Annotated in this window: 20 protein-coding genes and 8 tRNA genes; 5 read left to right on the forward strand and 23 right to left on the reverse strand. The window is 46.0% G+C overall.

Annotated elements, in window-relative coordinates:
- Positions 1-3 precede the first annotated feature (3 nt).
- From VIA_RS20330 to pncC, 19 genes are all read right to left on the reverse strand, one after another.
- Positions 4-465: a YqaA family protein gene (locus VIA_RS20330; RefSeq protein ID WP_004415676.1), complete on the reverse strand. Its 462-nt coding sequence runs from the start codon at positions 463-465 to the stop codon at positions 4-6.
- Positions 459-1,409 carry an NADP-dependent oxidoreductase gene (locus VIA_RS20335; RefSeq protein ID WP_004415678.1) on the reverse strand — a complete coding sequence of 317 codons (951 nt, stop codon included), beginning with the start codon at positions 1,407-1,409 and terminating at the stop codon, positions 459-461. Before VIA_RS20335 ends, VIA_RS20330 begins: the two co-directional genes overlap by 7 nt.
- 122 nt (positions 1,410-1,531) lie before the next feature.
- On the reverse strand, positions 1,532-2,662 hold the full coding sequence (locus VIA_RS20340) for a sodium ion-translocating decarboxylase subunit beta (protein WP_004415680.1): 1,131 nt from the start codon (positions 2,660-2,662) through the stop codon (positions 1,532-1,534).
- A 9-nt stretch (positions 2,663-2,671) separates the two neighbouring features.
- Positions 2,672-4,450, reverse strand: coding sequence for a sodium-extruding oxaloacetate decarboxylase subunit alpha (gene oadA, locus VIA_RS20345; RefSeq protein ID WP_004415681.1), 1,779 nt, complete (start codon positions 4,448-4,450; stop codon positions 2,672-2,674).
- A gap of 31 nt (positions 4,451-4,481) precedes the next feature.
- Entirely contained in the window at positions 4,482-4,739 is a 258-nt protein-coding gene (locus VIA_RS20350) for an oxaloacetate decarboxylase subunit gamma (RefSeq protein ID WP_004417544.1), read from the reverse strand.
- 442 nt (positions 4,740-5,181) lie between these two features.
- Positions 5,182-5,258, reverse strand: a tRNA-Arg gene (locus tag VIA_RS20355).
- Positions 5,259-5,324: 66 nt separating this feature from the next.
- Positions 5,325-5,401, reverse strand: a tRNA-Arg gene (locus tag VIA_RS20360).
- Between the two features lie 66 nt (positions 5,402-5,467).
- Positions 5,468-5,544: transfer RNA gene (locus VIA_RS20365), tRNA-Arg, on the reverse strand.
- A 66-nt stretch (positions 5,545-5,610) separates the two neighbouring features.
- Positions 5,611-5,687: transfer RNA gene (locus VIA_RS20370), tRNA-Arg, on the reverse strand.
- 67 nt (positions 5,688-5,754) lie between these two features.
- Positions 5,755-5,831 (reverse strand) — tRNA-Arg (locus VIA_RS20375).
- 102 nt (positions 5,832-5,933) lie between these two features.
- Positions 5,934-6,026 (reverse strand) — tRNA-Ser (locus VIA_RS20380).
- Positions 6,027-6,051: 25 nt separating this feature from the next.
- Positions 6,052-6,128 (reverse strand) — tRNA-Arg (locus tag VIA_RS20385).
- A gap of 60 nt (positions 6,129-6,188) precedes the next feature.
- A tRNA-Ser gene (locus VIA_RS20390) sits at positions 6,189-6,281 on the reverse strand.
- A 184-nt stretch (positions 6,282-6,465) separates the two neighbouring features.
- Positions 6,466-6,663 carry a carbon storage regulator CsrA gene (gene csrA / locus VIA_RS20395; protein WP_004415691.1) on the reverse strand — a complete coding sequence of 66 codons (198 nt, stop codon included), beginning with the start codon at positions 6,661-6,663 and terminating at the stop codon, positions 6,466-6,468.
- Positions 6,664-6,755: 92 nt separating this feature from the next.
- The gene (locus VIA_RS20400) at positions 6,756-7,943 is read right to left on the reverse strand and encodes an aspartate kinase (RefSeq protein ID WP_004415693.1); all 1,188 of its coding nucleotides are present in this window, start codon (positions 7,941-7,943) and stop codon (positions 6,756-6,758) included.
- A 196-nt stretch (positions 7,944-8,139) separates the two neighbouring features.
- The gene (gene alaS / locus VIA_RS20405; protein WP_004415695.1) at positions 8,140-10,722 is read right to left on the reverse strand and encodes an alanine--tRNA ligase; all 2,583 of its coding nucleotides are present in this window, start codon (positions 10,720-10,722) and stop codon (positions 8,140-8,142) included.
- 142 nt (positions 10,723-10,864) lie between these two features.
- Positions 10,865-11,329, reverse strand: coding sequence for a recombination regulator RecX (recX, locus tag VIA_RS20410; protein ID WP_004415697.1), 465 nt, complete (start codon positions 11,327-11,329; stop codon positions 10,865-10,867).
- Positions 11,330-11,402: 73 nt separating this feature from the next.
- Positions 11,403-12,449 (reverse strand): recombinase RecA, encoded by a 1,047-nt coding sequence (gene recA, locus VIA_RS20415; protein WP_004415698.1) that lies wholly within the window; start codon positions 12,447-12,449, stop codon positions 11,403-11,405.
- 192 nt (positions 12,450-12,641) lie between these two features.
- Entirely contained in the window at positions 12,642-13,133 is a 492-nt protein-coding gene (gene pncC / locus VIA_RS20420; protein ID WP_004415700.1) for a nicotinamide-nucleotide amidase, read from the reverse strand.
- Between the two features lie 126 nt (positions 13,134-13,259).
- On the opposite strand from pncC, the gene mutS reads away from it, so the two are divergent.
- Positions 13,260-15,797, forward strand: coding sequence for a DNA mismatch repair protein MutS (mutS, locus tag VIA_RS20425; RefSeq protein ID WP_038211230.1), 2,538 nt, complete (start codon positions 13,260-13,262; stop codon positions 15,795-15,797).
- Between the two features lie 77 nt (positions 15,798-15,874).
- On the opposite strand, the gene lptG is transcribed toward mutS, so the two are convergent.
- Both lptG and lptF read right to left on the reverse strand, forming a co-directional pair.
- Positions 15,875-16,945: an LPS export ABC transporter permease LptG gene (gene lptG / locus VIA_RS20430; RefSeq protein ID WP_004415703.1), complete on the reverse strand. Its 1,071-nt coding sequence runs from the start codon at positions 16,943-16,945 to the stop codon at positions 15,875-15,877.
- 3 nt (positions 16,946-16,948) lie between these two features.
- Positions 16,949-18,055, reverse strand: coding sequence for an LPS export ABC transporter permease LptF (gene lptF / locus VIA_RS20435; protein WP_004415705.1), 1,107 nt, complete (start codon positions 18,053-18,055; stop codon positions 16,949-16,951).
- 191 nt (positions 18,056-18,246) lie between these two features.
- On the opposite strand from lptF, the gene pepA reads away from it, so the two are divergent.
- From pepA to VIA_RS20455, 4 genes are all read left to right on the forward strand, one after another.
- Positions 18,247-19,755: a leucyl aminopeptidase gene (gene pepA / locus VIA_RS20440; RefSeq protein WP_004415707.1), complete on the forward strand. Its 1,509-nt coding sequence runs from the start codon at positions 18,247-18,249 to the stop codon at positions 19,753-19,755.
- A gap of 69 nt (positions 19,756-19,824) precedes the next feature.
- Entirely contained in the window at positions 19,825-20,274 is a 450-nt protein-coding gene (locus VIA_RS20445) for a DNA polymerase III subunit chi (protein WP_004415708.1), read from the forward strand.
- A 167-nt stretch (positions 20,275-20,441) separates the two neighbouring features.
- The gene (locus tag VIA_RS20450) at positions 20,442-23,315 is read left to right on the forward strand and encodes a valine--tRNA ligase (protein WP_004415709.1); all 2,874 of its coding nucleotides are present in this window, start codon (positions 20,442-20,444) and stop codon (positions 23,313-23,315) included.
- Positions 23,316-23,478: 163 nt separating this feature from the next.
- Positions 23,479-24,210 (forward strand): substrate-binding periplasmic protein, encoded by a 732-nt coding sequence (locus VIA_RS20455; protein WP_004415710.1) that lies wholly within the window; start codon positions 23,479-23,481, stop codon positions 24,208-24,210.
- On the opposite strand, the gene VIA_RS20460 is transcribed toward VIA_RS20455, so the two are convergent.
- Both VIA_RS20460 and rluA read right to left on the reverse strand, forming a co-directional pair.
- Positions 24,207-25,169 carry a D-2-hydroxyacid dehydrogenase gene (locus tag VIA_RS20460; RefSeq protein ID WP_004415712.1) on the reverse strand — a complete coding sequence of 321 codons (963 nt, stop codon included), beginning with the start codon at positions 25,167-25,169 and terminating at the stop codon, positions 24,207-24,209. The two genes, VIA_RS20455 and VIA_RS20460, sit on opposite strands and share 4 nt — an antisense overlap.
- A gap of 37 nt (positions 25,170-25,206) precedes the next feature.
- A complete protein-coding gene (gene rluA, locus VIA_RS20465; protein WP_004415713.1) occupies positions 25,207-25,944 on the reverse strand; it encodes a bifunctional tRNA pseudouridine(32) synthase/23S rRNA pseudouridine(746) synthase RluA in 738 nt (245 codons plus the stop codon).
- Between the last annotated feature and the right edge of the window lie 189 nt (positions 25,945-26,133).

A 26,133-nucleotide genomic window follows, 5' to 3' on the forward strand; every position in this document is an offset into this window, starting at 1 on the left:
CCCTTAAAAGAATCCGTAAAAAATTGCTGCTAGAGCAGTATAACGCAGCGCTTTACCGATTAAGATCAACCAAAAACATGGCCAAAAGCGCATACGAAGCCATCCAGCGGCTAAACATAACGGGTCGCCAATCACAGGCAACCAACTAAAAATTAAAGACCAATAGCCGTATTTATTCAGCCACTTTAGAGCTTTATGACCATGTTTTTCATTTTGAGTTCGATTTGGTAGCCATAAGCCTAGCCAATAGTTGGTCAAGCCACCTAAGGTATTACCTAAGGTGGCAACTAAAATGATCATAAAAGTGGAGTATTGGTTTAAGCTGAGAGTCGCAATTAAACTGGCCTCAGAACCGCCGGGCAGCAAGGTAGCACTCAGGAAACCGCTAAAAAACAGTACCCAAAGTGCGGAATCAGAAAACCATAAAGCGAAGGATTCAAAAGCGCTATTAAACGCTTCTAGCATTGCATATCAAGCAAGATCTTGCCTCTCGTATGTCCCGTTTCGATTTGTCGATGAGCTTCGCTCACCTCGCTCATGGCAAATACCTGTTGGATTTCAGTTTTCACCAATCCAACACTGACCATGTACAGCAGTGCATCAAGCTGTTCCGGATTCGGATCAACCAACATTCCCGATGCTTCAAAGCCAAGCATTTTAGCCTTTTCGCAAATAAGCTCAGCACTTAAGGTCGGTACTGTGACAACTTTACCACCATCTTTCAAGCACTTGAGAGCATCAAGTGCGGCATCGCCACCAACTAAATCAATAAGCACATCTGCTTCTTCAACGCGTTCTGAAACCGGCGCAAATTGATAATTCACAGCATGAGCCCCTAACGTCGCCATATAATCTAGGTTCGCTTCACTACATGTCGTAAAGACTTCCGCTTTAGCAGCAACGGCAACTTGAATTGCGATATGGCCTACACCACCGGCACCAGCTAGAATAAGGACGCGATCCCCTTCATTAACACCCGCTTTGTCTAACGCTTGTAGTGCCGTTTGTCCTGCAAGAGGAAGCGCTGCCGCCGCCTCGAGGGTAATAGAATCTGGTACCAAACTAAGTGCACTTTCAGGTACTGAGATATACTGGCTATAGCCTCCACCTACTAATGGAAAACCGATAAAGCCTGCGACGTTGTCGCCAACACAAAAACGCTCAGCACCTTGACCTAGAGTGATCACCTCACCTGAAATATCATAACCAGGCACCCATGGAAGGTTATCTTTATTTTCCGAAGCGGCCCAGCCAAGACCTGCCCGCGTTTTGACATCGATAGGATTCACACCAGCAAAGTGGACTTTAACTATGACTTCCCCTGCTTTAGGTTGTGGCATTGAAGAAGTTTGAACAACGAGAACTTCTGGGTCTCCGAACTCAGAGATAGCGATTTGTTTGTTTTCCATTTCTTTTATTCCCTACCGATACAAAAAAGGGATGCGAAAGCATCCCTTTGAATATATACCATTTATTGATGACAAGTTAACCACTTGCTCTCAATTTGACCATTAATTAACGTGAACTTTTATTACCCGACAAGTGCGAGCAAGATACCTGCAGCTACCGCTGAACCTAGTACACCCGCCACGTTAGGTCCCATCGCGTGCATAAGTAGGAAATTTTGCGGGTTAGCATCAAGACCAACCTTGTTTACAACTCGTGCAGCCATTGGTACCGCAGAAACACCTGCCGCGCCAATCAGTGGATTGATGTCTTCTTTCGAGAACTTGTTAAGTACTTTAGCCATTAATACACCGCCTGCAGTACCAATACTGAAAGCAACCGCACCTAGCGCCAAAATACCTAATGTTTCTACATTTAAGAATTCTTCAGCTTGCAGCTTAGAGCCAACACCAAGACCGAGGAAGATGGTCACAATGTTAATCAACTCATTTTGTGCCGTTTTCGACAAACGATCCACCACGCCAGCTTCACGCATCAAGTTACCTAAACAGAACATACCGACTAACGGTGTCGCTGAAGGCAGGAACAAGATCGTCATCAACAGTACAGCAAGTGGGAATAAGATCTTTTCCCCTTTACCAACATGACGCAACTGAGCCATCTGAATTTTACGCTCTTCAGGTGATGTCAGTGCTTTCATGATTGGTGGCTGAATAATCGGCACCAAAGCCATATAACTGTATGCCGCAACCGCAATCGCACCAAGAAGATCAGGTGATAACTTACTTGCTAAGAAGATTGCTGTCGGGCCATCCGCACCACCGATAATTGCAATCGATGCGGCATCTGGCATGCTAAATTCCATACCAGGTACGTAGTTAAGTAAGATCGCACCAAACAGTGTTGCGAAAATACCGAACTGAGCCGCAGCACCCAGCCATAGTGTTTTCGGGTTAGCGATCAAGGCACCGAAATCTGTCATCGCGCCTACGCCCATGAAGATCAGCAGTGGGAAGATACCTGACTCAATACCGACGTAATAAACGTAGTAAAGAAGTCCGCCTTCTTCGGTAAACCCTGCATTGGGAATGTTTGCGAGGATCGCACCAAAACCAATCGGCAATAACAGCAAAGGCTCAAAACCCTTGCGAATCGCCAAGAATAACAAGGCACAACCCACCAAGATCATACAGATCTGGCCAAACTCGAAGTTAGCGATCCCTGTTTCTGACCATAAGGTCATTAATCCTTCCATGATCGCCCCTTACGCCAAGCTAAGCAGTGGAGCACCAACCGTCACAGAATCACCTTCTTTGACGTGAAGATCTTGAACAATACCACCACGGGCAGCTCGTACTTCGGTTTCCATCTTCATTGCTTCAAGGATAAGGAGTACATCCCCTTCTTCCACCTGCGCACCACTTTGAACATTCACTTTAAAAATGTTACCAGCAAGAGGGGCTGGAACCATTTCAGAGTTAGCTGCCGGAGCAGCAGGTGCTGCCGCTTGAGGCGTTGCTGCTGATGGCGCAACCGAGGTTAGTTGCCCCTGAGGTCCTACTTCAACATCGTATACTTGACCATCAACCTTAACGCTGTATGCCTCAATACTACCTTGTGCAGGTTGAGCTTGTGGTGCTACCGGAGCTTCTTCTAGCCAAGGGGCTGGCTCAAATGCGTCTGGATTATGACGATTCTTAAGGAATTTAAGGCCTACTTGTGGGAATAGCGCATAAGTCAGTACATCATCAACGGTGTCTTCCGCTAGAGAAATACCGTCTTCTTTCGCTTTGTTTAGCAGCTCATCGGTCAGAGAGGTCATTTCCGCATCTAGAAGGTCTGCAGGGCGACAAGTAATAGCTTCCGCACCATCCAATACTTTTGCTTGTAAAGCAGCGTTAAGTTCAGCAGGTGCTGCACCATATTCGCCTTTTAGTAGGCCCGCGGTCTCTTTAGTGATGCTCTTATAACGCTCGCCCGTTAGCACGTTGATAACCGCTTGAGTGCCCACGATCTGTGAGGTTGGAGTAACGAGAGGAATGTAACCTAGATCTTCACGTACGCGAGGGATCTCTTCCAACACTTCATCCAACTTGTCTGCTGCACCTTGCTCTTTTAGCTGGCCTTCCATATTGGTCAGCATGCCACCAGGCACTTGAGCAATCAGGATACGAGAATCAACGCCTTTCAACTGGCCCTCAAACTTCGCATATTTCTTGCGAACTTCACGGAAGTAAGCAGCAATAGGCTCAATTTGGTCAAGCTTAAGGTTGGTATCACGCTCTGTACCTTGCAGCATAGCGACAACCGTTTCAGTTGGCGTGTGACCGTAGGTGCAGCTCATTGATGAGATAGCGGTATCAAGAATATCAACACCCGCTTCCACTGCTTTCACGGCTGTAGCCGTAGAAAGGCCAGTTGTCGCATGACAGTGCAGCGCAAGTGGAACATCACATGACGCTTTGATACGTGAGATAAGATCTTCCGCTTCGTAAGGCTTGAGTAAGCCTGACATATCCTTAATACATAATGAGTGACAACCTAAGTCTTCAAGACGTTTCGCTAAATCAACCCATGTATCCGTGTTATGTACCGGACTTGTGGTGTAAGACAGCGTGCCTTGAGCATGAGCACCAACGTCAACCGCCGCTTTCACTGCTTTCTCAAAGTTACGTACATCATTCATCGCATCAAAGATACGAAATACATCCATGCCGTTAGCGTGAGCACGCTCGACAAATTTTTCAACCACATCATCTGCATAGTGGCGGTAACCTAATAGGTTTTGGCCACGAAGTAGCATTTGCATTGGTGTGTTTGGCATTGCTTTTTTTAACGCACGTAGACGTTCCCAAGGGTCTTCACCTAAGAATCGAATACAAGAATCAAACGTTGCTCCGCCCCATGTTTCTAGAGACCAGTAACCGACCTTATCCAGTTCCTCTGCGATAGGTAACATATCCTCAAGACGCATACGAGTCGCAAATAGCGATTGATGGGCGTCACGAAGGACCACGTCCGTTAAAGCTAGTGGTTTAGACATGCTCATTAACTCCTTTTAATCCTTACAAATACTATTTAGCTGTCGAGGTACGGTACTGATGTACCGCGGCAGAGATTGCCGCCACGACGTTTGGGCTAACAGTAGATGAAGGTGATTGAACTTTATTATTTTGATGTGGTGTAGCGATCGGCGCAGGTACTTCTTCTGGTACCAGTTTTGACATGAGCCGAACGAGATAGACAAGAATAGTGAGGAATATAAACACTACAATCATCCCTGTTAGCATCAGGGTTGCAGCGTCTACTAGCAGGCTTCCAATATTATCCATTTTTGCATCCTTTCTTTGTCATCCTGACAACGGCATTAGGTGTCTTGCTAAAAACTTCATGTTTTATCACGGCAAAGCACTAACGTTTTCCACCATGGGTGGCATTCTTGTTGACAGAACATTCAATAAAATCCTGACAATAGGCTTAGGATTATCTCGATTGGTTAAACTTTGTCAATTTTGTTTAAAGGGCTATTGAGGATAAAGCACAAATCTAGGGAATTATTCGACACAGAAATCACATAAATCTGAAATATAAGATCTATCAAGCATAAATAACTGCGAGTTTTAATGCATTTTAGTGGTCAAGGGGGACTAAGGGGAGGAACAATAAATGATATATGAAATTACTATAATAAACAGTAACTTGAAATCAAGATGTTTAAAATATGTTGCTAAAATGTAAAAAGCCCTGCTGTTTCTAGCAGGGCTTTTCAATAAGTGGCGCGTCCTGGAGGATTCGAACCTCCGACCGCCTGGTTCGTAGCCAGGTACTCTATCCAGCTGAGCTAAGGACGCACGGTTTTCGATATCAACTTGAGTCAATATCAGGATTGCCATTTATGTAAATGAAACCCTAAAGAGTGGCGCGTCCTGGAGGATTCGAACCTCCGACCGCCTGGTTCGTAGCCAGGTACTCTATCCAGCTGAGCTAAGGACGCGCAGTTTTCGATATCAACTTGAGTCAATATCAGGATTGCCATTTATGTAAATGAAACCCTAAAGAGTGGCGCGTCCTGGAGGATTCGAACCTCCGACCGCCTGGTTCGTAGCCAGGTACTCTATCCAGCTGAGCTAAGGACGCGCAGTTTTCGATATCGACTTACATCAATATCAGGATTTCTATTTATACAAATAAAACCCTAAAGAGTGGCGCGTCCTGGAGGATTCGAACCTCCGACCGCCTGGTTCGTAGCCAGGTACTCTATCCAGCTGAGCTAAGGACGCGCAGATTTTGATATCGAAGTTCATCAATATCAGGGTTTCTATTTTATACAAAAGAAAACCTAAAGAGTGGCGCGTCCTGGAGGATTCGAACCTCCGACCGCCTGGTTCGTAGCCAGGTACTCTATCCAGCTGAGCTAAGGACGCGCAATGTTCTCGAAAACGAGAAGTGCGAAGCATATCACACTTTTTATTCTTCTTAAAATCAAATAGCTCTAAAAACAAAAAAATTGACCATAGGCCAATTAATGGCGGTGAGGGAGGGATTCGAACCCTCGATACGGTATCAAGCCGTATACTCCCTTAGCAGGGGAGCGCCTTCAGCCTCTCGGCCACCTCACCGTTTTATTCCCTGGTAAGGAAATTATGGCGCGTCCTGGAGGATTCGAACCTCCGACCGCCTGGTTCGTAGCCAGGTACTCTATCCAGCTGAGCTAAGGACGCGCTATGCTTTCTTGCTAAAGAAAGTTGTTTTAAAGCTCTTCAAAAGAAGAAGTGCAAGAATGGCGGTGAAGGAGGGATTCGAACCCTCGATACGGTATCAAGCCGTATACTCCCTTAGCAGGGGAGCGCCTTCAGCCTCTCGGCCACCTCACCGTCTTGCGGAGGCACATATTACGATTTACCAAAAATATGTCAAACATTTTCTTGGCAAAAATAGCAAAAAGTCTTTCAACCGTTGGCTATTTAATCAAAGCGGTGCTAATTCGCTCTTTTTCTTATAAATAGATGCCGTACACATACAAAAAAAGCTGACAAACTGTCAGCCTCTTCTTTGTAATTAGTAGTTGCCAGATGCAACGTTACCATTACCTTTTTCTGCCTGAATGCGCATGTAAATTTCTTCACGGTGAACAGACACTTCTTTCGGTGCATTAACACCGATACGTACTTGGTTACCTTTCACACCTAGTACAGTTACTGTTACTTCATCACCGATCATTAGAGTTTCGCCAACGCGGCGAGTTAAAATTAGCATTCTGTGCTCCTTGAGTAATCTCTGATTTATCTTGCTACGAGGCTATTATCCAACAAAAGTTATATTTTCGTAAACTCAATTGTGGCTCGAATCTAGCCTAAAAAGGCATGTTTTTGCAGGCAATCGACTGCCTCTGAAGAAGTTATGTAAGCATCATGCAGTATGTTAGCCGCTTTGTCGACACATTCTGGTAACAGTATCAACATAAGTGACTGAGTACTCACCGCATAATGTTTGACATGAATACCTTGCTCAGTGAGTAAAGCAAATGACCTTTCAACCAGTCCTTCAACCTTTAGGCCCACAGCGGTCAGCAAACTTACCGTCTCACTATTACGGATTTTGTCTTTGAAAACCAGTTCCAGTTTTGAATAAGCATCACCTTTTACAACAACACCTATCCATTCTGGATGCTCGATCACATTCCAGATGGTTACACCTAACATCTGACATTGCTTTTTCAAGCCACACAACATGTCCGGCTCGATTTGAATCAAACACATATCACGCTGAATCGCGACTCCGCACACTGAAGTCAAACACTCCTGCCCTTTCACCAAGCTACCACCGTCGGTGTCAAAGGTTGAAAGAACGCGCAGTGGTACATTGTGCTGCCATGCGTACTGTACCGACGGAAGGTGCAAAACTTTGGCGCCTTTACGTGCCATCTCTTCCATCGACGGGAAATCAATCACATCTAGTTTCTGCGCATTGGGAACCACACGCGGGTCACAGGTATAGATACCATCAACATCGGTAAAGATTTGACACTCTGTCGCGTTAAGCGCACCCGCAAGTGTGACAGCACTGGTATCAGAACCACCTCTGCCTAACGTAGTGATATCCCCATTTTCATTAATACCTTGAAAACCTGCCACAATGACAATTTGGTCTTGTGCTAATAGCTGGTTTATCGTGGTGGTATCAATGTGTTTAATCGTCGCATCATTGTGATTATTGTCCGTCACAATATTTGCTTGAGCTCCGGTAAGTGAGCGAGCTGAATAGCCCATTTTATTCAGTGCCATCGCCAATAATGCCATCGACACTTGCTCACCAGCAGAGAGCAAAACATCAAGTTCGCGCGCGGTAGGTACACTATCTACCTGCTTAGCTAAATCCATCAGCCGGTTTGTTTCACCAGACATTGCAGATACAACTACGACAACTTGATTACCATCATCTTTCGCCTTAATGATGTGTTTAGCAACCGTATGGATCCTTTCAATTGAACCCACCGATGTTCCGCCAAACTTTTGCACGATAAGGGGCTTGTTCACCAGTCTTCACCTTCCCGAGAGCAAAGTCTCATTCGAACCACATTCAATATGTTGAATATTGCCTGTAGTAGTAATAACAAAAACCAAGTCATTTAATCGGCACTTGGTATATGAGCCAATTAAACCACTTGGTTAGGACAAAAAAATTACGCTCAATCAAACAAGTGATTGAGCGTAAATATTTATAACGTTAGTTTTATAGGCGTTCTTCTAGCCATGGTTGCACAGACTGGATAGCATCAGGCAGCGCAGCAACATCAGTACCACCTGCTTGAGCCATATCTGGACGACCACCACCTTTACCACCAACTTGCTCAGCAACCATCTTAACTAGGTCGCCCGCTTTCACTTTGCCAATAAGATCTTTAGTTACGCCAGCAATTAGGCCAATCTTATCGTCGTTGATGTTAGCCAGTAGAATCACACCACTACCGACTTGGTTTTTGATGTCATCAACCATAGTACGTAGGTTTTTGTTATCCGCACCTTCTAGAGCAGCAACTAACACCTTAGTACCGTTGATATCCTGAACTTTACCCATGATGTTTGCGCTTTCCGCAGCAGCCATCTTGTCTTTAAGTTTCTGGATCTCTTTCTCTAGAGATTTCGCTTTTTGCGCCGATTCAACAAGTTTCTCTTCGTATTTCGCTTGTTGTTCTTCGATTGCATCTAATGCTGCTTCGCCAGTTACCGCTTCGATACGACGGATACCTGCTGCGATACCACCTTCAGAGGTAATCTTAAACAGACCAATATCGCCCGTGTTGGAAGCGTGGATACCACCACAAAGCTCCGTTGAGAACTCGCCCATAGATAGTACGCGAACTTCATCATCGTACTTCTCACCGAACAGTGCCATTGCACCTTTCTGCTTAGCAGATTCGATGTCCATGATGTTTGTTTCAATCACGTGGTTGCGACGAACTTGAGCATTCACAAGACGCTCAACTTCTTTCAGTTCCGCTGGCGTTACCGCTTCTAGGTTTGAGAAGTCAAAACGTAGGTTTTCAGGTTTAACAAGCGAACCTTTCTGAGCAACGTGCTCACCAAGTACTTGGCGTAGAGCTGCGTGAAGTAAGTGCGTTGCTGAGTGGTTTAGAGAGATAGCCGCGCGACGCTCTGCATCGACAACTGCTTCAACTTCATCACCTTTCGCTAGTACACCTTCCGCTAACACGCCGTGGTGCGCAATTGCGTTACCTAGCTTCTGAGTATCTTCTACTTTGAATAGACCTGACTCAGTTTTAAGTACACCAGCATCACCACATTGACCGCCTGATTCTGCGTAGAATGGTGTTTCACTAAGGATGATGATCGCTTTGTCGCCCGCCGATAGAGATTCAGCCGCTTCACCTTCAACGAAGATTTCAGCTACATTGCTGTTACCTTGAGTACCTGCGTATCCACAGAATTCAGTTTCAGCTTCAGTTTTGATCGTTGCGTTATAGTCAGTACCGAATTGGCCTGCTTCACGAGCACGTTGACGCTGCTCTTCCATCGCTTTCTCGAAGCCCGCTTCATCGATAGTGAAATCACGCTCACGAGCAACGTCGTTAGTTAAGTCAGCAGGGAAACCGTAAGTGTCGTAAAGCTTGAATACGGTTTCACCGTCAAGTTCTTTACCTTCAAGTGCATCTAGTGCTTCATTAAGGATAACCATGCCACGCTCTAGTGTGCGGCCAAAGTTTTCTTCTTCAATTCGAAGTACTTTTTCAACAACAGCTTGTTGCTTCTTAAGTTCGTCAGCTGCGCTGCCCATCACTTCAGCCAATACACCCACAAGTTTGTGGAAGAATACGCCTTGTGCACCTAACTTGTTACCGTGGCGAACTGCACGACGAATAATACGACGCAGAACGTAACCGCGACCTTCGTTTGAAGGCATGACACCATCAGCGATGAGGAATGAACAAGAACGGATGTGGTCAGCAATCACACGTAGCGATTGGTTCGAAAGGTCTTCGTGACCAACAACCTCTGCTGTTGCTTTGATTAGCTTTTGGAAAACATCGATTTCGTAGTTTGAGTGAACGCCTTGCATGATTGCAGAAATACGCTCGATACCCATACCTGTATCAACAGCAGGCTTAGGTAGTGGTTCCATCGTGCCATCAGCATGACGGTTGAACTGCATAAATACGTTGTTCCAGATCTCGATGAAACGGTCACCGTCTTCTTCAGGTGTACCAGGGCGACCACCCCAGATGTGCTCACCGTGATCGTAGAAAATTTCAGTACATGGACCACAAGGACCTGTGTCACCCATTGTCCAGAAGTTATCTGATTCGAACTGCTTACCGCCTTCTTTGTCGCCGATACGAACGATACGATCAGCAGGCACGCCTACTTTTTGGTTCCAGATATCGAATGCTTCGTCATCTGTCTCGTATACCGTTACCAATAGACGATCTTTTGGTAGCTGTAGCGTTTCAGTTAGGAATTCCCACGCAAAAGCAATCGCGTCTTCTTTGAAGTAATCGCCAAAGCTAAAGTTACCTAGCATTTCGAAGAAAGTATGGTGACGAGCTGTAAAACCAACGTTCTCAAGGTCGTTATGTTTACCACCCGCACGTACACAACGCTGAGCCGTAGTTGCTCGTGTGTAGGCACGCTTTTCGGCGCCTAAGAAGCAATCTTTAAATTGGTTCATACCTGCATTTGTAAATAGCAGGGTTGGATCGTTATGTGGAACCAACGATGAACTGTCTACGATTTGGTGTCCTTTGCTTTCAAAGAACTTAAGGAACGCGTTACGAACCTCATCAGTGCTCATGTACATGCAGCTCTTCCTGAAAATAGTCGAGTTAGAATTTTGCGCTATTGTAGATCATGGTTAACGCTACGACTAGTTTTCTTGCATAAAAGAGCTTTTTGCCTGGGCAATTGAAACTAAATAGTCAAATTGAAGGGAGTTTTTGCTCTCAATCCTCACTCTCTGAACTGAGTGCATAGCTGATTTGCTCAAAGCTATAACCGCGATATTGGAGAAAACGCACCTGTTTTGCATACTCTTTTTGGTCTTTTGCTTTGATTCCTTTAAATTTCTTCTCCGCAGCACTTTTAGCGAGTTCAAACCAATCCTGCGGTTCTTCTTCCATGGCTTTTTCAATCACGGATTCTGCAACTCGCTTTTGATTTAGCTCTTGGCGAATACGGCGCTCACCATGCCCTTTATAGACATGCTGTCTCACTTGGCTTTTCGCGTAACGAAGATCATCTAAATAATTATGATCTAAGCAAAAATTAATCGCTTCTTGAATCGCGTCATCTTCATAACCTTTCAAGCTGAGTTTCTGATACATCTCATACTCACCATGATCACGGCGACTGAGCAGTTGAATAGCGGCTTCTTTGCTCGACAGTGTTGGTGGTTTTCTTTGGAACATGTCGGATTAAATTCTCATATTCTAAATACGACAAAGCCCCGCATAAGCAGGGCTTTCAATTCAAAAAGTAGTGTTACAGTTCTTCTTGCTCAGGCATTTGACCAAGTTCAGCATCATCCGGTTGGACTTCTGCTGGTGAAAGCAACATTTCACGTAGCTTAGCGTCGATAGTTTTAGCCGCTTCAGTGTTCTCACGTAGGAACTTACCTGCGTTCGCTTTACCTTGACCGATCTTATCGCCATTGTAGCTGTACCATGCACCCGCTTTTTCGATTAGCTTATGCTTAACACCTAGGTCAATTAGCTCACCTTCACGGTTGAAACCTTGGCCATACAAAATCTGTGTTTCAGCTTGTTTAAATGGCGCAGCAATCTTGTTCTTCACAACTTTAATGCGAGTTTCGTTACCGACAACCTCATCACCTTCTTTGATAGAACCAGTACGGCGAATATCAAGACGAACTGATGCGTAGAACTTAAGTGCGTTACCACCGGTTGTCGTTTCTGGATTACCGAACATCACACCAATCTTCATACGGATTTGGTTGATGAAGATACACATACAGTTAGATTGCTTTAGGTTACCTGTTAGCTTGCGCATTGCTTGAGAAAGCATACGCGCTTGAAGGCCCATGTGGCTGTCGCCCATTTCACCTTCAATCTCCGCTTTAGGCGTTAGAGCCGCAACCGAGTCAATAACCATAACGTCGATAGCACCTGAACGAGCTAGTGCATCACAGATTTCCAGAGCTTGCTCACCAGTATCTGGCTGAGAAACAAGAAGCGCATCAATATCAACACCAAGCTTCTTCGCGTAAACCGGATCAAGTGCGTGCTCAGCATCGATAAACGCACAAGTTTTGCCTTGTTTTTGCGCCGCAGCGATACACTCAAGAGTTAGCGTCGTTTTACCCGATGATTCAGGACCGTAGATCTCGACGATACGACCCATCGGAAGACCACCAGCACCTAGCGCGATATCAAGAGAAAGTGAACCAGTAGAGATTGTTTCTACGTCCATTGCGCGGTTATCACCAAGGCGCATGATTGAACCTTTACCGAATTGCTTTTCAATCTGACCTAGCGCAGCGGCGAGCGCTTTCTGTTTGTTCTCGTCCATCACTTTCTCCAAATGATTCATCTTGTACTGATGATTATCGATCTAAATTCTTCCGTTCAGTCGTATACTCTGAACAATCAATGAAAGTCATTATACTGTTGATTCATACAGTGTCCATAGCTGTATGGATTTTTTTTGTTTTTTAGTGATATCTAACTGATTTCTAATAATTAAAAAATTACCAGTCAGTTTTTAATCTCGGCTAACCAGTTCTTCATACAGTACTGCTAGTGCACATTCTACGGCCTTACTTCGTACCTCAGCCCTATCACCAGAAAAACAATACGTTGCTACTTTCTGCCAGCCTTGTTTATCTGCCCAAGCAAAGCAAACTGTACCTACAGGTTTGGCTTCGGTTCCGCCTCCAGGGCCCGCAATGCCACTGATGGAAACACCAATGTCGGCATGCGAATGCTTCAAAGCACCCTGCACCATTTCAATAACCGTCGCTTCACTAACGGCTCCATGCTGTTCAAGGGTCCCTTCCCCGACACCAAGCATCTCCATCTTGGCTTCATTGCTGTAAGTAACAAAAGCGCGGTCAAACCAAGCCGAGCTACCAGCGATGTCTGTGATAGCCGTTGCAACGCCACCACCAGTACAAGATTCAGCTGTCGTCATCACCAATTGGTGCTGCTCGAGTAAGTTTCCCAGTTGCTTCGCCTGATTTTGCTGTGATTCCATGTCCAAATCCCCTTTTGCATCTTTTCGCTCACTGGCTATTCACGTATCCTAAGCCGCAATAGAAATAAACGAAAGATTTTGCCTGTGAAAGCGTTACCTGAGAAAGAAAAGCAAAAACACACTCCCATGATGCAGCAGTACCTCAAGCTTAAAGCTGAGAACCCCGACATCATGTTGTTCTATCGCATGGGCGATTTCTACGAGCTTTTCTATGACGATGCCAAACGCGCCTCTCAATTACTCGATATTTCACTGACCAAGCGCGGTGCGTCAGCCGGTGAACCAATCCCTATGGCGGGTGTACCGTTCCACGCAGTTGAAGGCTATTTAGCAAAACTGGTCCAGCTTGGTGAGTCCGTAGCGATTTGTGAACAAATTGGCGACCCAGCAACCAGTAAAGGGCCTGTTGATCGCGCCGTGGTGCGCATTGTCACTCCAGGTACCGTTACTGATGAGGCGCTGCTATCAGAGCGTTTAGATAACCTGATTGCGGCGATTTACTACCATAACGGCAAATTTGGCTACGCGACACTTGATGTCACTTCTGGTCGATTCCAGCTTATGGAGCCAGAAACCGAAGAAGCGATGGCGGCAGAGCTACAACGTACTTCGCCGCGCGAGCTACTGTTCCCCGAAGACTTTGAACCAGTACACCTGATGTCTGCGCGCAACGGTAATCGCCGTCGCCCAGTGTGGGAGTTTGAACTCGATACTGCCAAACAACAGTTAAACCAGCAGTTTGGTACTCGTGATCTGGTCGGTTTCGGTGTTGAAAATGCCAAACTTGGTTTATGTGCCGCGGGCTGTTTGATCCAGTATGTAAAAGATACTCAACGTACCGCCCTGCCCCATATTCGTTCGTTGACGTTTGATCGCCAAGATCATTCGGTGATTCTTGATGCTGCAACTCGCCGCAACCTTGAACTGACCCAGAACCTAGCCGGTGGCACTGATAACACCTTAGCGGAAGTGCTCGATCATACTGCAACAGCAATGGGCAGCCGAATGCTAAAGCGTTGGCTACATCAACCTATGCGCGACATCGATACGCTTAACCACCGTTTAGATGCTATTTCAGAACTAAAAGAAGCAGCACTGTTTGGCGACCTACACCCGGTACTAAAACAAATTGGTGATATTGAACGTATTCTGGCACGTTTGGCGCTGCGTAGTGCACGTCCAAGAGACATGGCTCGCCTGCGCTTTGCAATGCAGCAGTTGCCTGAACTGTCTGAACTGATGGGCTCACTCAACCATTCATACTTAACTAAGTTAGCCCAATATGCCGCACCAATGGATCAAGTTTGTGAGCTGTTAGAGCGCGCAATCAAAGAAAATCCTCCGGTTGTTATTCGTGATGGCGGCGTAATTGCTGAAGGCTACAATGCAGAGTTGGACGAATGGCGTAAATTGGCCGATGGTGCCACTGAATACTTAGAGCAGATGGAGCAAGATGAACGTGAACGTCACGGCATCGATACGCTCAAAGTTGGCTACAACAATGTCCATGGCTTCTTTATTCAGGTCAGTCGTGGTCAAAGCCATTTAGTGCCGCCACATTATGTGCGTCGCCAGACACTAAAGAATGCTGAGCGTTACATCATTCCTGAGCTTAAAGAGCACGAAGATAAAGTCCTTAACTCCAAATCAAAGGCGCTCGCTCTTGAGAAACAGTTATGGGAAGAGCTGTTTGATTTACTGTTGCCGCATCTTGAGCAGTTGCAAAACTTAGCCTCTGCGGTTTCGCAAATTGACGTACTGCAGAACCTCGCTGAACGCGCGGATAGTCTTGATTACTGCCGCCCTAGCTTAACCAAAGAGCCGGGCATTCATATTCAAGCAGGTCGCCACCCAGTAGTTGAGCAAGTGATGGATGAACCGTTTATTGCTAACCCGATAGACTTAAACCCACAGCGTAAAATGTTGATCATTACTGGTCCAAATATGGGCGGTAAATCGACTTATATGCGCCAAACTGCGCTTATCGCACTGATGGCTCATATTGGTTCATACGTGCCAGCAGAATCGGCACAGATTGGCTCGGTGGATCGTATCTTCACTCGTATTGGCGCATCAGATGACTTAGCTTCAGGTCGTTCAACCTTTATGGTTGAGATGACAGAAACGGCTAATATTCTGCACAACGCAACTGCCAACAGCTTAGTGTTAATGGATGAAATCGGCCGTGGTACCAGTACTTATGATGGTCTCTCGCTTGCTTGGGCAAGTGCTGAGTGGTTAGCCAAAGAGTTAGGCTCAATGACCTTATTTGCTACTCACTACTTTGAGCTTACTGAGTTACCAAATCAGATCCCACACCTAGCTAATGTCCACTTAGATGCCGTCGAGCATGGTGATAGCATTGCCTTTATGCATGCGGTTCAAGAAGGTGCCGCGAGCAAATCTTACGGTCTTGCGGTAGCAGGCTTAGCTGGCGTGCCAAAAAGTGTGATTAAGAACGCACGCGCTAAGCTGACCCAGCTTGAACAGTTAGGTCAAAACGAAGCATCGTTAACGCCAAGTAGTGCAGTCGATATTGCTAACCAGTTAAGCCTAATTCCAGAACCTAGTGAAGTGGAAGAAGCACTGGCTAATATCGACCCTGATGACTTGACCCCGCGTCAGGCATTGGAAGAGTTGTATCGTTTGAAGAAGCTTCTTTAAGCGCCTAGAAGCAAGAAACTCAACAACAAACTAAAACGGCAGCCTAGTTAGGCTGCCGTTTTTTATTGAATTGATTGCTACAGCTTTCGTCTCAATAACATTAACGCAATGGTTAAGAACACGATGCTTGGCATCACCGCTCCGAACACAGGAGGAATGTTATACACCAAACTTAACGGGCCGAAGAACTCACTGGAGATGTAGAAGGTAAAACCAGCAATCACACCCGAAAGAATACGTGCCCCCATGGTCACACTACGCAGTGGGCCAAAGATGAAAGAGAGAGCCATCAGCATCATTACCGCGATAGAAAATGGCTGAGTCACTTTACGCCAAAACGCCAATTCGTAACGCGCAGGATCTTGCTCTGACGCTTTCAGGTAGCTGACGTAGTCGTACAAACCACCCAATGAAAGTTCTTCTGGTTTTACGGTCACAACCGCAAGCTTGTCCGGAGCCAAAGAAGTGGTCCAGCTGTATTCTGGCAGACTGTGTTTCGAAATTTCAATTTCATCGACCATTTCAGTTAGCTGAACATCTTTCATCATCCAAGTGTTGTCAGAAACGTAATCGACTCTTTTAGCATGAACGACACTCTCTAGACGTTTGTTTTCATCAAAGCGCCACATATTCATGCCATAGATAGTGTCATCTTCCACTTTACCGATAAAGATAAAGTCATTGGCATCTCGCGCCCATACGCCCGTCCTCACCGATAACAGCGCACCACCTGACGTTGAGATAGCGCGTAGATCGCGAGCGGCTTTCTGCGCTTGAGGCGCGCCCCATTGGCCAAGTAGCGTCACCATAATCATTAGAGGAACCGCGGTTTTCAGTACCGAAAGGCCGATATCTAACTTAGAGAAGCCTGCTGCTTGCATAACCACTAGTTCAGAGCTTGACGCCAACATGCCTAGACCAATTAGAGCGCCTAGCAGTGCAGCCATCGGGAAGAACATTTCGATATCACGCGGAATGCTCAGTAGCACGTAGAGCAGCGCTTGGATTAAATCGTAAGTTCCTTGACCGACCTTACGCAACTGCTCAACGTATTTGATGATGGCAGAGAGACCTACAAAGGTCGCCAGAACTAAAGATGTAGTGGCAATGATTGTCTTGCCGATATACAGATCGAGAATTTTAAACACGACTTACGCTGCCTTATTCTTTCTTTGTCTTAGTTTATCTTTAAAGCGGCGAACAGGAATGCTGTCCATCGAGTTAATACCGAGCGCCGTCAGCAGTAATGCGGCGTTAATTGGCCACATGCCTACCATGGTTGGTATTGTTCCATCTTCAAGCGCTGACTTAGTCGCACTGATCGATAAGAAATACGCTAAGTAGATTAAAATCGCGGGGCCCATCTTGGCAAAACGTCCCTGACGAGGGTTAACGGCAGATAACGGCACAACCAGCATCGTCAACAGTGGAATACAGACAACCAGTGAAATTCGCCACTGCAGTTCGGCTTGAGCGCGCGGGTCTGGATTTTTCATCAGATCCATAGTCGGGAGCGCTTCCCAGTCTCGCCCTTTACGCTGCACATCACGCTGACCAATAAGGCCTTCGTATTGGTCAAATTCAGTCACCATATAATCGACACGCGTTGGCACACCTTCATAGCGAGTACCGTCGTACATACGGATCACTTGGCGGCCATCACTGAGTTCTTTGACTTCACCTGACTGAGAAAAAGAGACACTCGGTAATATCGAATCACGAGGACGCATCTGAGCAACAAAAACATGTTTTAGCTGCTTGCCGTCGATATCATCGATAAATACTACTGACGAACCATCAGGGGTACCTTGGAATTGGCCTTTCTTAAGTAGGTCGACGCTGTTTTCTGCTTCCACCTCTTCTTGAAGCTGGACCAGCTTATCTTGGCTATATGGAGCAAAGTAGAACGAGTTAAAGCCCGCAATCAAACCGGTAATCACCGCTAGGTATAGCGCAGCACGAATCAGGAACTTATTACCAATCCCCGTCGCGTTCATCACGGTAATTTCACTTTCCGCATATAAGCGGCCAAAGGTCAGCAAGATGCCCAAGAATAAACTCAACGGCAGCATCAATAATCCCATCGATGGCATGCTCAATGCGACATAATGCATGACCAAACTTGCTGGGATATCACCATCTGAGGCATCAGCCAGTACTTTGATCAATTTTTGGCTGAGGAACACTAAAAATAGGATAAAAAATATCGCTAATTGACTCTTCAGTGTCTCGCGGATCAAATATCTAACAATAATCACGCTGAAATTACCTATACAAAACTTGTTTTTTTAATTGAATCACTATAATTTCCCGTTGAACCTTTTATTTTTAAATTTTTTGGCTAACTGTTAATACGCTTATTTAAAGATAGTTCCGAGTAAGGAATCAACAAGTAAGATGGCATTATCTAACATTTAGTTCTATTTGTCTTCAGGATGTAGGAGTACGCATGGAGTTCAGTGTAAAAAGTGGCAGTCCAGAGAAACAGCGCAGCGCATGTATCGTTGTAGGCGTGTTCGAGCCACGTCGCCTTTCTCCAGTTGCTGAGCAGCTAGATAAAATCAGTGACGGCTATATCAGCTCATTGCTTCGCCGCGGTGACCTGGAAGGTAAACCGGGGCAAATGCTCCTGCTTCATCAAGTACCAGGAGTGCTTTCTGAGCGCGTTCTACTCGTCGGTTGCGGCAAAGAACGTGAGCTAGGCGAGCGCCAGTACAAAGAAATTATCCAAAAAACTATCAACACACTTAACGAAACCGGTTCGATGGAAGCTGTATGTTTCCTAACTGAACTGCACGTTAAAGGCCGTGACACCTACTGGAAAGTACGTCAGGCAGTTGAAGCGACTAAAGACGGTCTTTACACTTTTGATCAATTCAAGAGCCAGAAACCAGAAACGCGCCGCCCGCTACGTAAGCTAGTCTTCAACGTACCAACGCGTCGTGAACTAAACCTTGGCGAGAAAGCGATCGCGCACGGTCTAGCAATTTCTTCTGGTGTAAAAGCATCGAAAGACCTTGGCAACATGCCACCAAACATCGCTAACCCTGCTTACCTAGCTTCTCAAGCACGCCGTCTAGCGGATGACTACGAGACGGTAACGACTAAGATCATTGGTGAGCAAGAGATGGAAAAACTGGGTATGACTTCATACCTAGCAGTAGGCCGTGGTTCTAAAAACGAATCTATGATGTCTATCATGGAGTACAAGGGCAACCCAGACTCAGATGCAAAACCAATCGTTCTTGTTGGTAAAGGTCTAACCTTCGATTCAGGCGGTATTTCACTTAAGCCAGGCGAAGGTATGGATGAGATGAAGTACGACATGTGTGGTGCAGCATCGGTATTTGGTACCATGAAAGCGCTAGCTAAGCTGAACCTACCAATCAATGTTATTGGTGTTCTAGCAGGCTGTGAAAACATGCCAGGCAGCAACGCTTACCGTCCAGGTGATATCCTAACAACTATGTCAGGTCAAACAGTAGAAGTATTAAATACGGATGCTGAAGGTCGCCTAGTACTGTGTGATGCCCTGACTTACGTTGAGCGCTTCGAACCTGAGTGTGTAGTTGATGTAGCAACGCTAACGGGTGCATGTGTTATCGCTCTAGGCCACCACATCAGCGGCGTTATCTCAAACCATAACCCGCTATCTCACGAACTAGTGAACGCTTCTGAGCAATCAAGCGACCGCGCGTGGCGTCTACCAATGGCAGACGAGTACCACGAGCAGTTGAAGAGCCCATTTGCGGATATGGCCAACATCGGCGGCCGCCCTGGCGGTACTATCACTGCGGGTTGTTTCCTATCTAAGTTCGCGAAGAAATACCACTGGGCGCACATCGACATCGCAGGTACTGCGTGGAAGTCGGGTGCAGCGAAAGGCTCAACGGGCCGTCCAGTCTCAATGCTTGTCCAATTCTTGCTTAACCGCAGTGGCCAAGAGACAGAGGAATAATCCTCACATTGTTTAAAAGGGCCGCAAGGCCCTTTTTTGTATCTCTCGATTAAATAGGCTGAGACAAGCATGGCAAACGCAACGTTTTACATCATCACTCCCGACTCTCCTCAAGCGAAAGCTGAAGGGTTCGGTGAGTATGTGCTGTTTCTTGCTAAACATTTTGCCAAACAAAACGCTAAGGTTTACCTAAACTGCCATGACAAAGCTCATGCCGAACAGATCGCTGAACTGTTTTGGCAAGTCGATGCCAAAGAATTTATCGCCCATAATCTCGTTGGTGAAGGGCCGAAATATGCAACCAACGTTGAAATTGGCTACCAAGGAGTGAGACCTTCTTGGAATCGACAATTAGTAATAAATTTGGCCGAAAATGATACAACCTTTGCGAACAAGTTTGCTGAGGTGGTAGACTTCGTCCCTTGCGAAGAAAAAGCCAAGCAACTGGCGCGAGAAAGATATAAAATCTACCGCCAAGCAGGCTATCAGCTACAAACGATCGAGATCGCACACAGCTAGCAGCAACAAAATATGCAACCGGTCAATCTTTATAGTTAAGCTCTCCACTTAGAGAGTTCACTTATAATGATTGACTCAGATTTACCATCAACCAGATAAGATTTTCTCTAAATAATTGGACTTAGTGCAAGACGAACAGTCCAAATATAATGAGAAAAAAGGCGACTATGGAAAAGACATACAACCCAACTTCAATCGAACAAGCTTTATACCAAGCTTGGGAAGAGAAAGGCTACTTCAAGCCACACGGTGACACGACTAAAGAAGCTTACAGCATCATGATCCCGCCACCGAACGTCACTGGTAGCCTACACATGGGCCACGCGTTCCAAGATACGATCATGGATACTCTAATCCGTGCTGAACGTATGAAGGGTAAAAACACTCTTTGGCAAGTCGGTACTGACCACGCGGGTATCGCTACTCAGATGGTTGTTGAGCGTAAGATCGCTGCGGAAGAAGGCAAAACTAAGCACGATTACGGTCGTGATGCTTTTATCGACAAAATCTGGGAATGGAAGAACGAGTCTGGTGGCACCATCACTAAGCAGCTTCGTCGTCTTGGCGCATCTGTTGACTGGGATCGTGAGCGTTTCACAATGGATGATGGTCTATCTAACGCCGTTCAAGAAGTATTTGTTCGCCTATACGAAGATGACCTAATCTACCGTGGTAAGCGTCTAGTAAACTGGGATCCTAAACTGCACACTGCAATTTCTGATCTTGAAGTTGAAAACAAAGACAAAAAAGGCCACATGTGGCACTTCCGCTACCCACTAGCAAATGGCGTGAAGACAGCGGAAGGCAACGACTACATTGTTGTTGCGACGACTCGTCCTGAGACAATGCTTGGTGATACTGGTGTTGCGGTAAACCCAGAAGATCCACGTTACAAAGATCTAATTGGTAAAGAGATCCTACTTCCTATCGTTAACCGTCTGATCCCTATCGTAGGCGATGAGCACGCTGATATGGAGAAAGGTACAGGTTGTGTAAAGATCACACCAGCTCACGACTTTAACGACTACGAAGTTGGTAAACGTCATAGCCTACCAATGATCAACATCCTAACTTTCAATGCTGATATCCGTGATGCGGCTGAAGTATTCACCACTAACGGTGAAGCAAGCGATGTTTACTCTACTGAGCTACCAGCGAAATACCGCGGTATGGAGCGTTTCGCTGCTCGTAAAGCTATCGTTGCAGAGTTTGAAGAGCTAGGTCTTCTTGATGAAATCAAAGATCACGACCTAACAGTACCTTACGGCGACCGTGGTGGCGTGGTTATCGAACCAATGCTGACTGACCAATGGTACGTACGTGCTGCACCTCTTGCTGAACCAGCGGTTAAAGCGGTTGAAGATGGTGATATCCAGTTCGTGCCTAAGCAGTACGAAAACATGTACTTCTCTTGGATGCGTGACATTCAAGACTGGTGTATCTCTCGTCAGCTTTGGTGGGGCCACCGTATCCCTGCATGGTACGACAACGACGGCAACGTATACGTAGGCCGTACTGAAGAAGAAGTACGTGCAAACAACAACCTTGCTCCTGTAGTAGTTCTTCGCCAAGACGACGACGTACTAGATACATGGTTCTCTTCTGCGCTATGGACGTTCGGTACTCAAGGCTGGCCTGAGCAAACGGAAGATCTCAAGACGTTCCACCCTTCAGACGTTCTAGTAACGGGCTTCGACATCATCTTCTTCTGGGTTGCGCGTATGATCATGATGACCATGCACTTCAACAAAGATGAAAACGGTAAAGCACAAGTACCGTTCAAGACGGTTTACGTAACGGGTCTAATCCGTGACGAAAACGGCGACAAGATGTCTAAGTCTAAGGGTAACGTACTTGACCCTATCGATATGATCGATGGTATCGACCTTGAGTCTCTAGTAGAGAAGCGTTGTGGCAACATGATGCAGCCTCAGCTAGCGAAGAAGATCGAAAAGAACACTCGTAAGACTTTCGAAAACGGTATCGAACCATACGGTACTGACGCACTGCGTTTCACTCTTGCTGCTATGGCTTCTACTGGCCGTGACATCAACTGGGACATGAAGCGTCTTGAAGGTTACCGTAACTTCTGTAACAAGCTATGGAACGCAAGCCGTTACGTACTGATGAACACAGAAGAACACGATTGTGGCATGTCACTATCAGCAGAAGACCGTGCAAACATGGAATTCTCTCTAGCAGATAAGTGGATTGAATCTCAGTTTGAGCTAGCAGCGAAAGAGTTTAACGCTCACCTAGACAACTACCGTCTAGACATGGCAGCAAACACGCTTTACGAATTCATCTGGAACCAATTCTGTGACTGGTACCTAGAGCTGACTAAGCCTGTTCTTTGGAAAGGTACTGAAGCTCAGCAACAAGCAACTCGCTACATGCTGATCACTGTTCTAGAGAAGACACTACGTCTTGCTCACCCAGTACTGCCTTACATCACTGAATCTATCTGGCAGAGCGTTAAACCGCTAGTAGACGGTGTTGAAGGCGACACTATCATGACTCAAGCGCTTCCTCAGTTTAACGAAGAGAACTTCAACGCTGAGATCGTAGAAGACATCGAGTGGGTTAAGACGTTCATTACAGCTATCCGTAACCTACGTGCGGAATACGACATTGCACCGAGCAAAGCTCTAGAAGTAATGATTAAGGTTGCTAACGAGAAAGACGCGGCGCGTATCGAGGCAAACAAGGTCGTTCTGAACTCTCTTGCTAAGCTAGATAGCCTGACTGTTCTTGCTGATGGTGCAGAGACTCCTGCATGTGCGACTAAGCTAGTGGGTCAGTCTGAACTGATGATCCCAATGGCAGGTCTGATCGACAAAGATGCAGAGCTTGCTCGTCTTGATAAAGAAGTGCAGAAAACGCACGGCGAAATCAAGCGTATCGAAGGCAAGCTAGGTAACGAAGGTTTCGTTGCTAAAGCACCTGAAGCGGTTATCGCGAAAGAGCGTGAGAAACTAGTTGGCTACCAAGAGACACTAGCGAAGCTTGAAGAACAGAAAGCAACAATTGCTGCGCTGTAATTTTCGTTTCACGTAAAACAAAAGGCTGGTCACTCGACCAGCTTTTTTTATGTCTGTAGATTGATACTCAGCGCTAACTCTCTTCTAGGGCTAAACTATCGATAGATAAAGGATTATGGACAGATAAAGATAAGGGATTATGGACAGATAAAGATAAGGGACTATGAATAAATACCTTAAAGCGATTAGCATGCTTTTCCTGCTAACCTCAAGCACAAGCTTTGCTGCAACAGATGACAAGATCATTCGAATTGCAGCAGGTGAATGGCCGCCATTTATTGGTCAACAACTCGAAGGCTTTGGCCACGTAGGGCAAACCATTGAGAAGGTCTTTGCGGCTCAAGGTTATCAAGTTGAATTTCATTTCTTTCCGTGGAAACGAGCCTACAAAAAAGCCAGTGAGGGCAAATTTGTGGCTACCGCCGTATGGATGTACGCCGAAGAGCGTGAAGAATTCTTTTGGTTCAGCGATCCTGTCGCCCAAGAAAAGTTTGTTTTCTTCCACCTTAGAGATACACCATTTGAATGGACAAACCTCAATGACCTCAAAGGAAAGCTACTGGGTGGTGGTTTAGGCTATAGTTATGGCGAAGAGCTCGATGCCCTATTAGAAAGTGGACAAGTGCAAATGAATCGCGTCGAAGACCCACTCAAGGCCTTTCAGTTGCTTAAATACCGCCGTGTTGAACTCGTGCCTGAGGAGAAACACATTGGAATGTTTTCACTCAACAAACTGCCGATAGAGACACAATCGCTGATCACCTTTCACCCTAAACCGTTTCTGTCTAACGACAGCTTTTTGATGTTCTCAAAAGCCCACCCACAAGCAAAAGAGTTAATGACGATATTTAACCAAGGACTTGAGCAATATAAAGCAAGTAACCCAAAATACTAGACAACCCTATTCTGCTCTCTGCCTTCAGTAAACGCGACAATATTATCGATCAGGATATTAGCCAGATTTTGAATTGACGAATCACTGCCCCAAGCAATATGAGGCGTGAGTAATAAGTTAGGTAGGTGCATGTTGGCAATCAGAGAATTGCTTTCATCTGCTGGCTCATCGGTGAAGACATCAAACCCAGCCCCACGAATCACACCTTGCTTGAGTGCATCAACCAACGCCTCTTCATCGACTAGACCACCACGCCCCGTGTTAATGATGATACTGCTTGGTTTCATCGAATTAAGCTCTTGGCGCCCAATTAAGTGACGAGTTTGTTCGTTAAGAGGACAATGCAATGTCACCACATCACTAGTAGCCAAAACTTGCTCAAATGGCACATAACCCTCTCGGCACTGCTCTGCCCCTTTGCGTTCAGCAAACAATACCTGCATGCCCAATGCTTTCGCTAAAGCTGCTGTTGCTTGCCCGAGTGCACCACTCCCCATTACGCCTAGCGTTGAACCTGCTGTATCGCTGATCGGGTGAGTAAAGAAACAAAACTGCTTGTTGCGCTGCCACTCTCCCGCTGCGATATCGTTGTGATAACCTTTTAAGTTACGTTTGAGCGCAAACATCATCGCAATCACATGCTCGGGGACCGACTGAGTGGCGTAGCCTTGCACGTTAGCGACAGCAATACCCAACTCCTGACAGCATTGGACATCAACATTATTAAACCCCGTCGCCGCAATAGCGATCATTTTTAGCTTAGGTAGCTGACTTAAGACAGCACGATCCAAGACCACTTTATTGGTGATCACGATCTGCGCATCTTGCAAGCGTTCAACAATTTGATCGGGAGAGGTGAGATCATATTCAAGCCATTGATGATCAAATGGCAATTGAGGTAATTCGATCTGCAGAGGGATCGTAGATCGATCGAGAAAAACAACCATTGGCAGCGACATAGCTTCTCCTTGTGCTGCCAGCAGTTATCCGTATCTGTTATGGGCGAGGCAGCTTTTTATAATCAGGTAATTCTTTTACTGGATTGAAATAGTTAAAGATTACGCTGTCTGCTTCAAGATAAAAGTCACATGGGACGAAGATAGTTTGCAGTAGTTCACTATCAGGGTGGTAAAAGCTCAGTTCAGCCGCATGCAACTCAAGTCTCACAGAAAACTCAAACGCTTCACCTTCGGAGTAGAACTCATCACCAACAATAGGGTGCCCTAGTGCCTGCATATGAACTCTTAATTGATGAGAGCGTCCTGTTATCGGCAATAGTCGTACAATCGCCGTTTTCTCTTCTTGTTTAACCACCTGATACAGAGTCTGTGATGGCTTACCATCTTGATAGCACACTTTCTGTTTAGGGCGATTTGGCCAGTCAGCGATCAAAGGCAAATCAACTTGCCCACTTTGCTGCTCAGGGTGCCCCCATACTCGCGCATAGTAAACTTTATGAGTGAGACGATATTGAAACTGCTTCTTAAGCGAACGCTCAGCCTCTTTATGCTTGGCAAACAGCATCAAGCCCGAGGTATCCATATCAAGTCGATGTACCACTTGAATATCTGGATAGCTCTCGACTAAGCGTGACCACATACTGTCATAGTGCTCAGCCAAACGCCCAGGAACAGAGAGTAATCCGGAAGGCTTATTCGCCACCAAGATGTGCTGATCTTCAAATACGATATCAACCCAAGGGTCACGCGGCGGGTTGTATTCGGTCATTGCCATGGAAGGTTCTCTTTCCGATAAATACAAAAACGTCATTCCCGATAGTGACGAAGGAGCGTAGTCGGGAACCTCTAACCATTTAAGAGATTCCTGACATTTCGTTCCTCAATTCAGGAATGACGCATCTTGGTCATTCCCAATAACGACGAAGGAGTGTAGTCGGGAATCTCTAACCTATTGAGAGATTCC

The organism is Vibrio orientalis CIP 102891 = ATCC 33934 (genome assembly GCF_000176235.1).
Taxonomy (GTDB): domain Bacteria; phylum Pseudomonadota; class Gammaproteobacteria; order Enterobacterales; family Vibrionaceae; genus Vibrio; species Vibrio orientalis.

What these genes read in the sequence shown, in the direction of transcription:
- VIA_RS20330 (WP_004415676.1), bottom strand. Translation starts at nt 465, where the DNA reads ATGCTAGAAGCGTTTAATAGCGCTTTTGAATCCTTCGCTTTATGGTTT.
- VIA_RS20335 (WP_004415678.1), bottom strand. Translation starts at nt 1,409, where the DNA reads ATGGAAAACAAACAAATCGCTATCTCTGAGTTCGGAGACCCAGAAGTT.
- VIA_RS20340 (WP_004415680.1), bottom strand. Translation starts at nt 2,662, where the DNA reads ATGGAAGGATTAATGACCTTATGGTCAGAAACAGGGATCGCTAACTTC.
- oadA (WP_004415681.1), bottom strand. Translation starts at nt 4,450, where the DNA reads ATGTCTAAACCACTAGCTTTAACGGACGTGGTCCTTCGTGACGCCCAT.
- VIA_RS20350 (WP_004417544.1), bottom strand. Translation starts at nt 4,739, where the DNA reads ATGGATAATATTGGAAGCCTGCTAGTAGACGCTGCAACCCTGATGCTA.
- csrA (WP_004415691.1), bottom strand. Translation starts at nt 6,663, where the DNA reads ATGCTAATTTTAACTCGCCGCGTTGGCGAAACTCTAATGATCGGTGAT.
- alaS (WP_004415695.1), bottom strand. Translation starts at nt 10,722, where the DNA reads ATGTACATGAGCACTGATGAGGTTCGTAACGCGTTCCTTAAGTTCTTT.
- recX (WP_004415697.1), bottom strand. Translation starts at nt 11,329, where the DNA reads ATGTTCCAAAGAAAACCACCAACACTGTCGAGCAAAGAAGCCGCTATT.
- recA (WP_004415698.1), bottom strand. Translation starts at nt 12,449, where the DNA reads ATGGACGAGAACAAACAGAAAGCGCTCGCCGCTGCGCTAGGTCAGATT.
- pncC (WP_004415700.1), bottom strand. Translation starts at nt 13,133, where the DNA reads ATGGAATCACAGCAAAATCAGGCGAAGCAACTGGGAAACTTACTCGAG.
- mutS (WP_038211230.1), top strand. Translation starts at nt 13,260, where the DNA reads ATGATGCAGCAGTACCTCAAGCTTAAAGCTGAGAACCCCGACATCATG.
- pepA (WP_004415707.1), top strand. Translation starts at nt 18,247, where the DNA reads ATGGAGTTCAGTGTAAAAAGTGGCAGTCCAGAGAAACAGCGCAGCGCA.
- VIA_RS20445 (WP_004415708.1), top strand. Translation starts at nt 19,825, where the DNA reads ATGGCAAACGCAACGTTTTACATCATCACTCCCGACTCTCCTCAAGCG.
- VIA_RS20450 (WP_004415709.1), top strand. Translation starts at nt 20,442, where the DNA reads ATGGAAAAGACATACAACCCAACTTCAATCGAACAAGCTTTATACCAA.
- VIA_RS20455 (WP_004415710.1), top strand. Translation starts at nt 23,479, where the DNA reads ATGAATAAATACCTTAAAGCGATTAGCATGCTTTTCCTGCTAACCTCA.
- VIA_RS20460 (WP_004415712.1), bottom strand. Translation starts at nt 25,169, where the DNA reads ATGTCGCTGCCAATGGTTGTTTTTCTCGATCGATCTACGATCCCTCTG.
- rluA (WP_004415713.1), bottom strand. Translation starts at nt 25,944, where the DNA reads ATGGCAATGACCGAATACAACCCGCCGCGTGACCCTTGGGTTGATATC.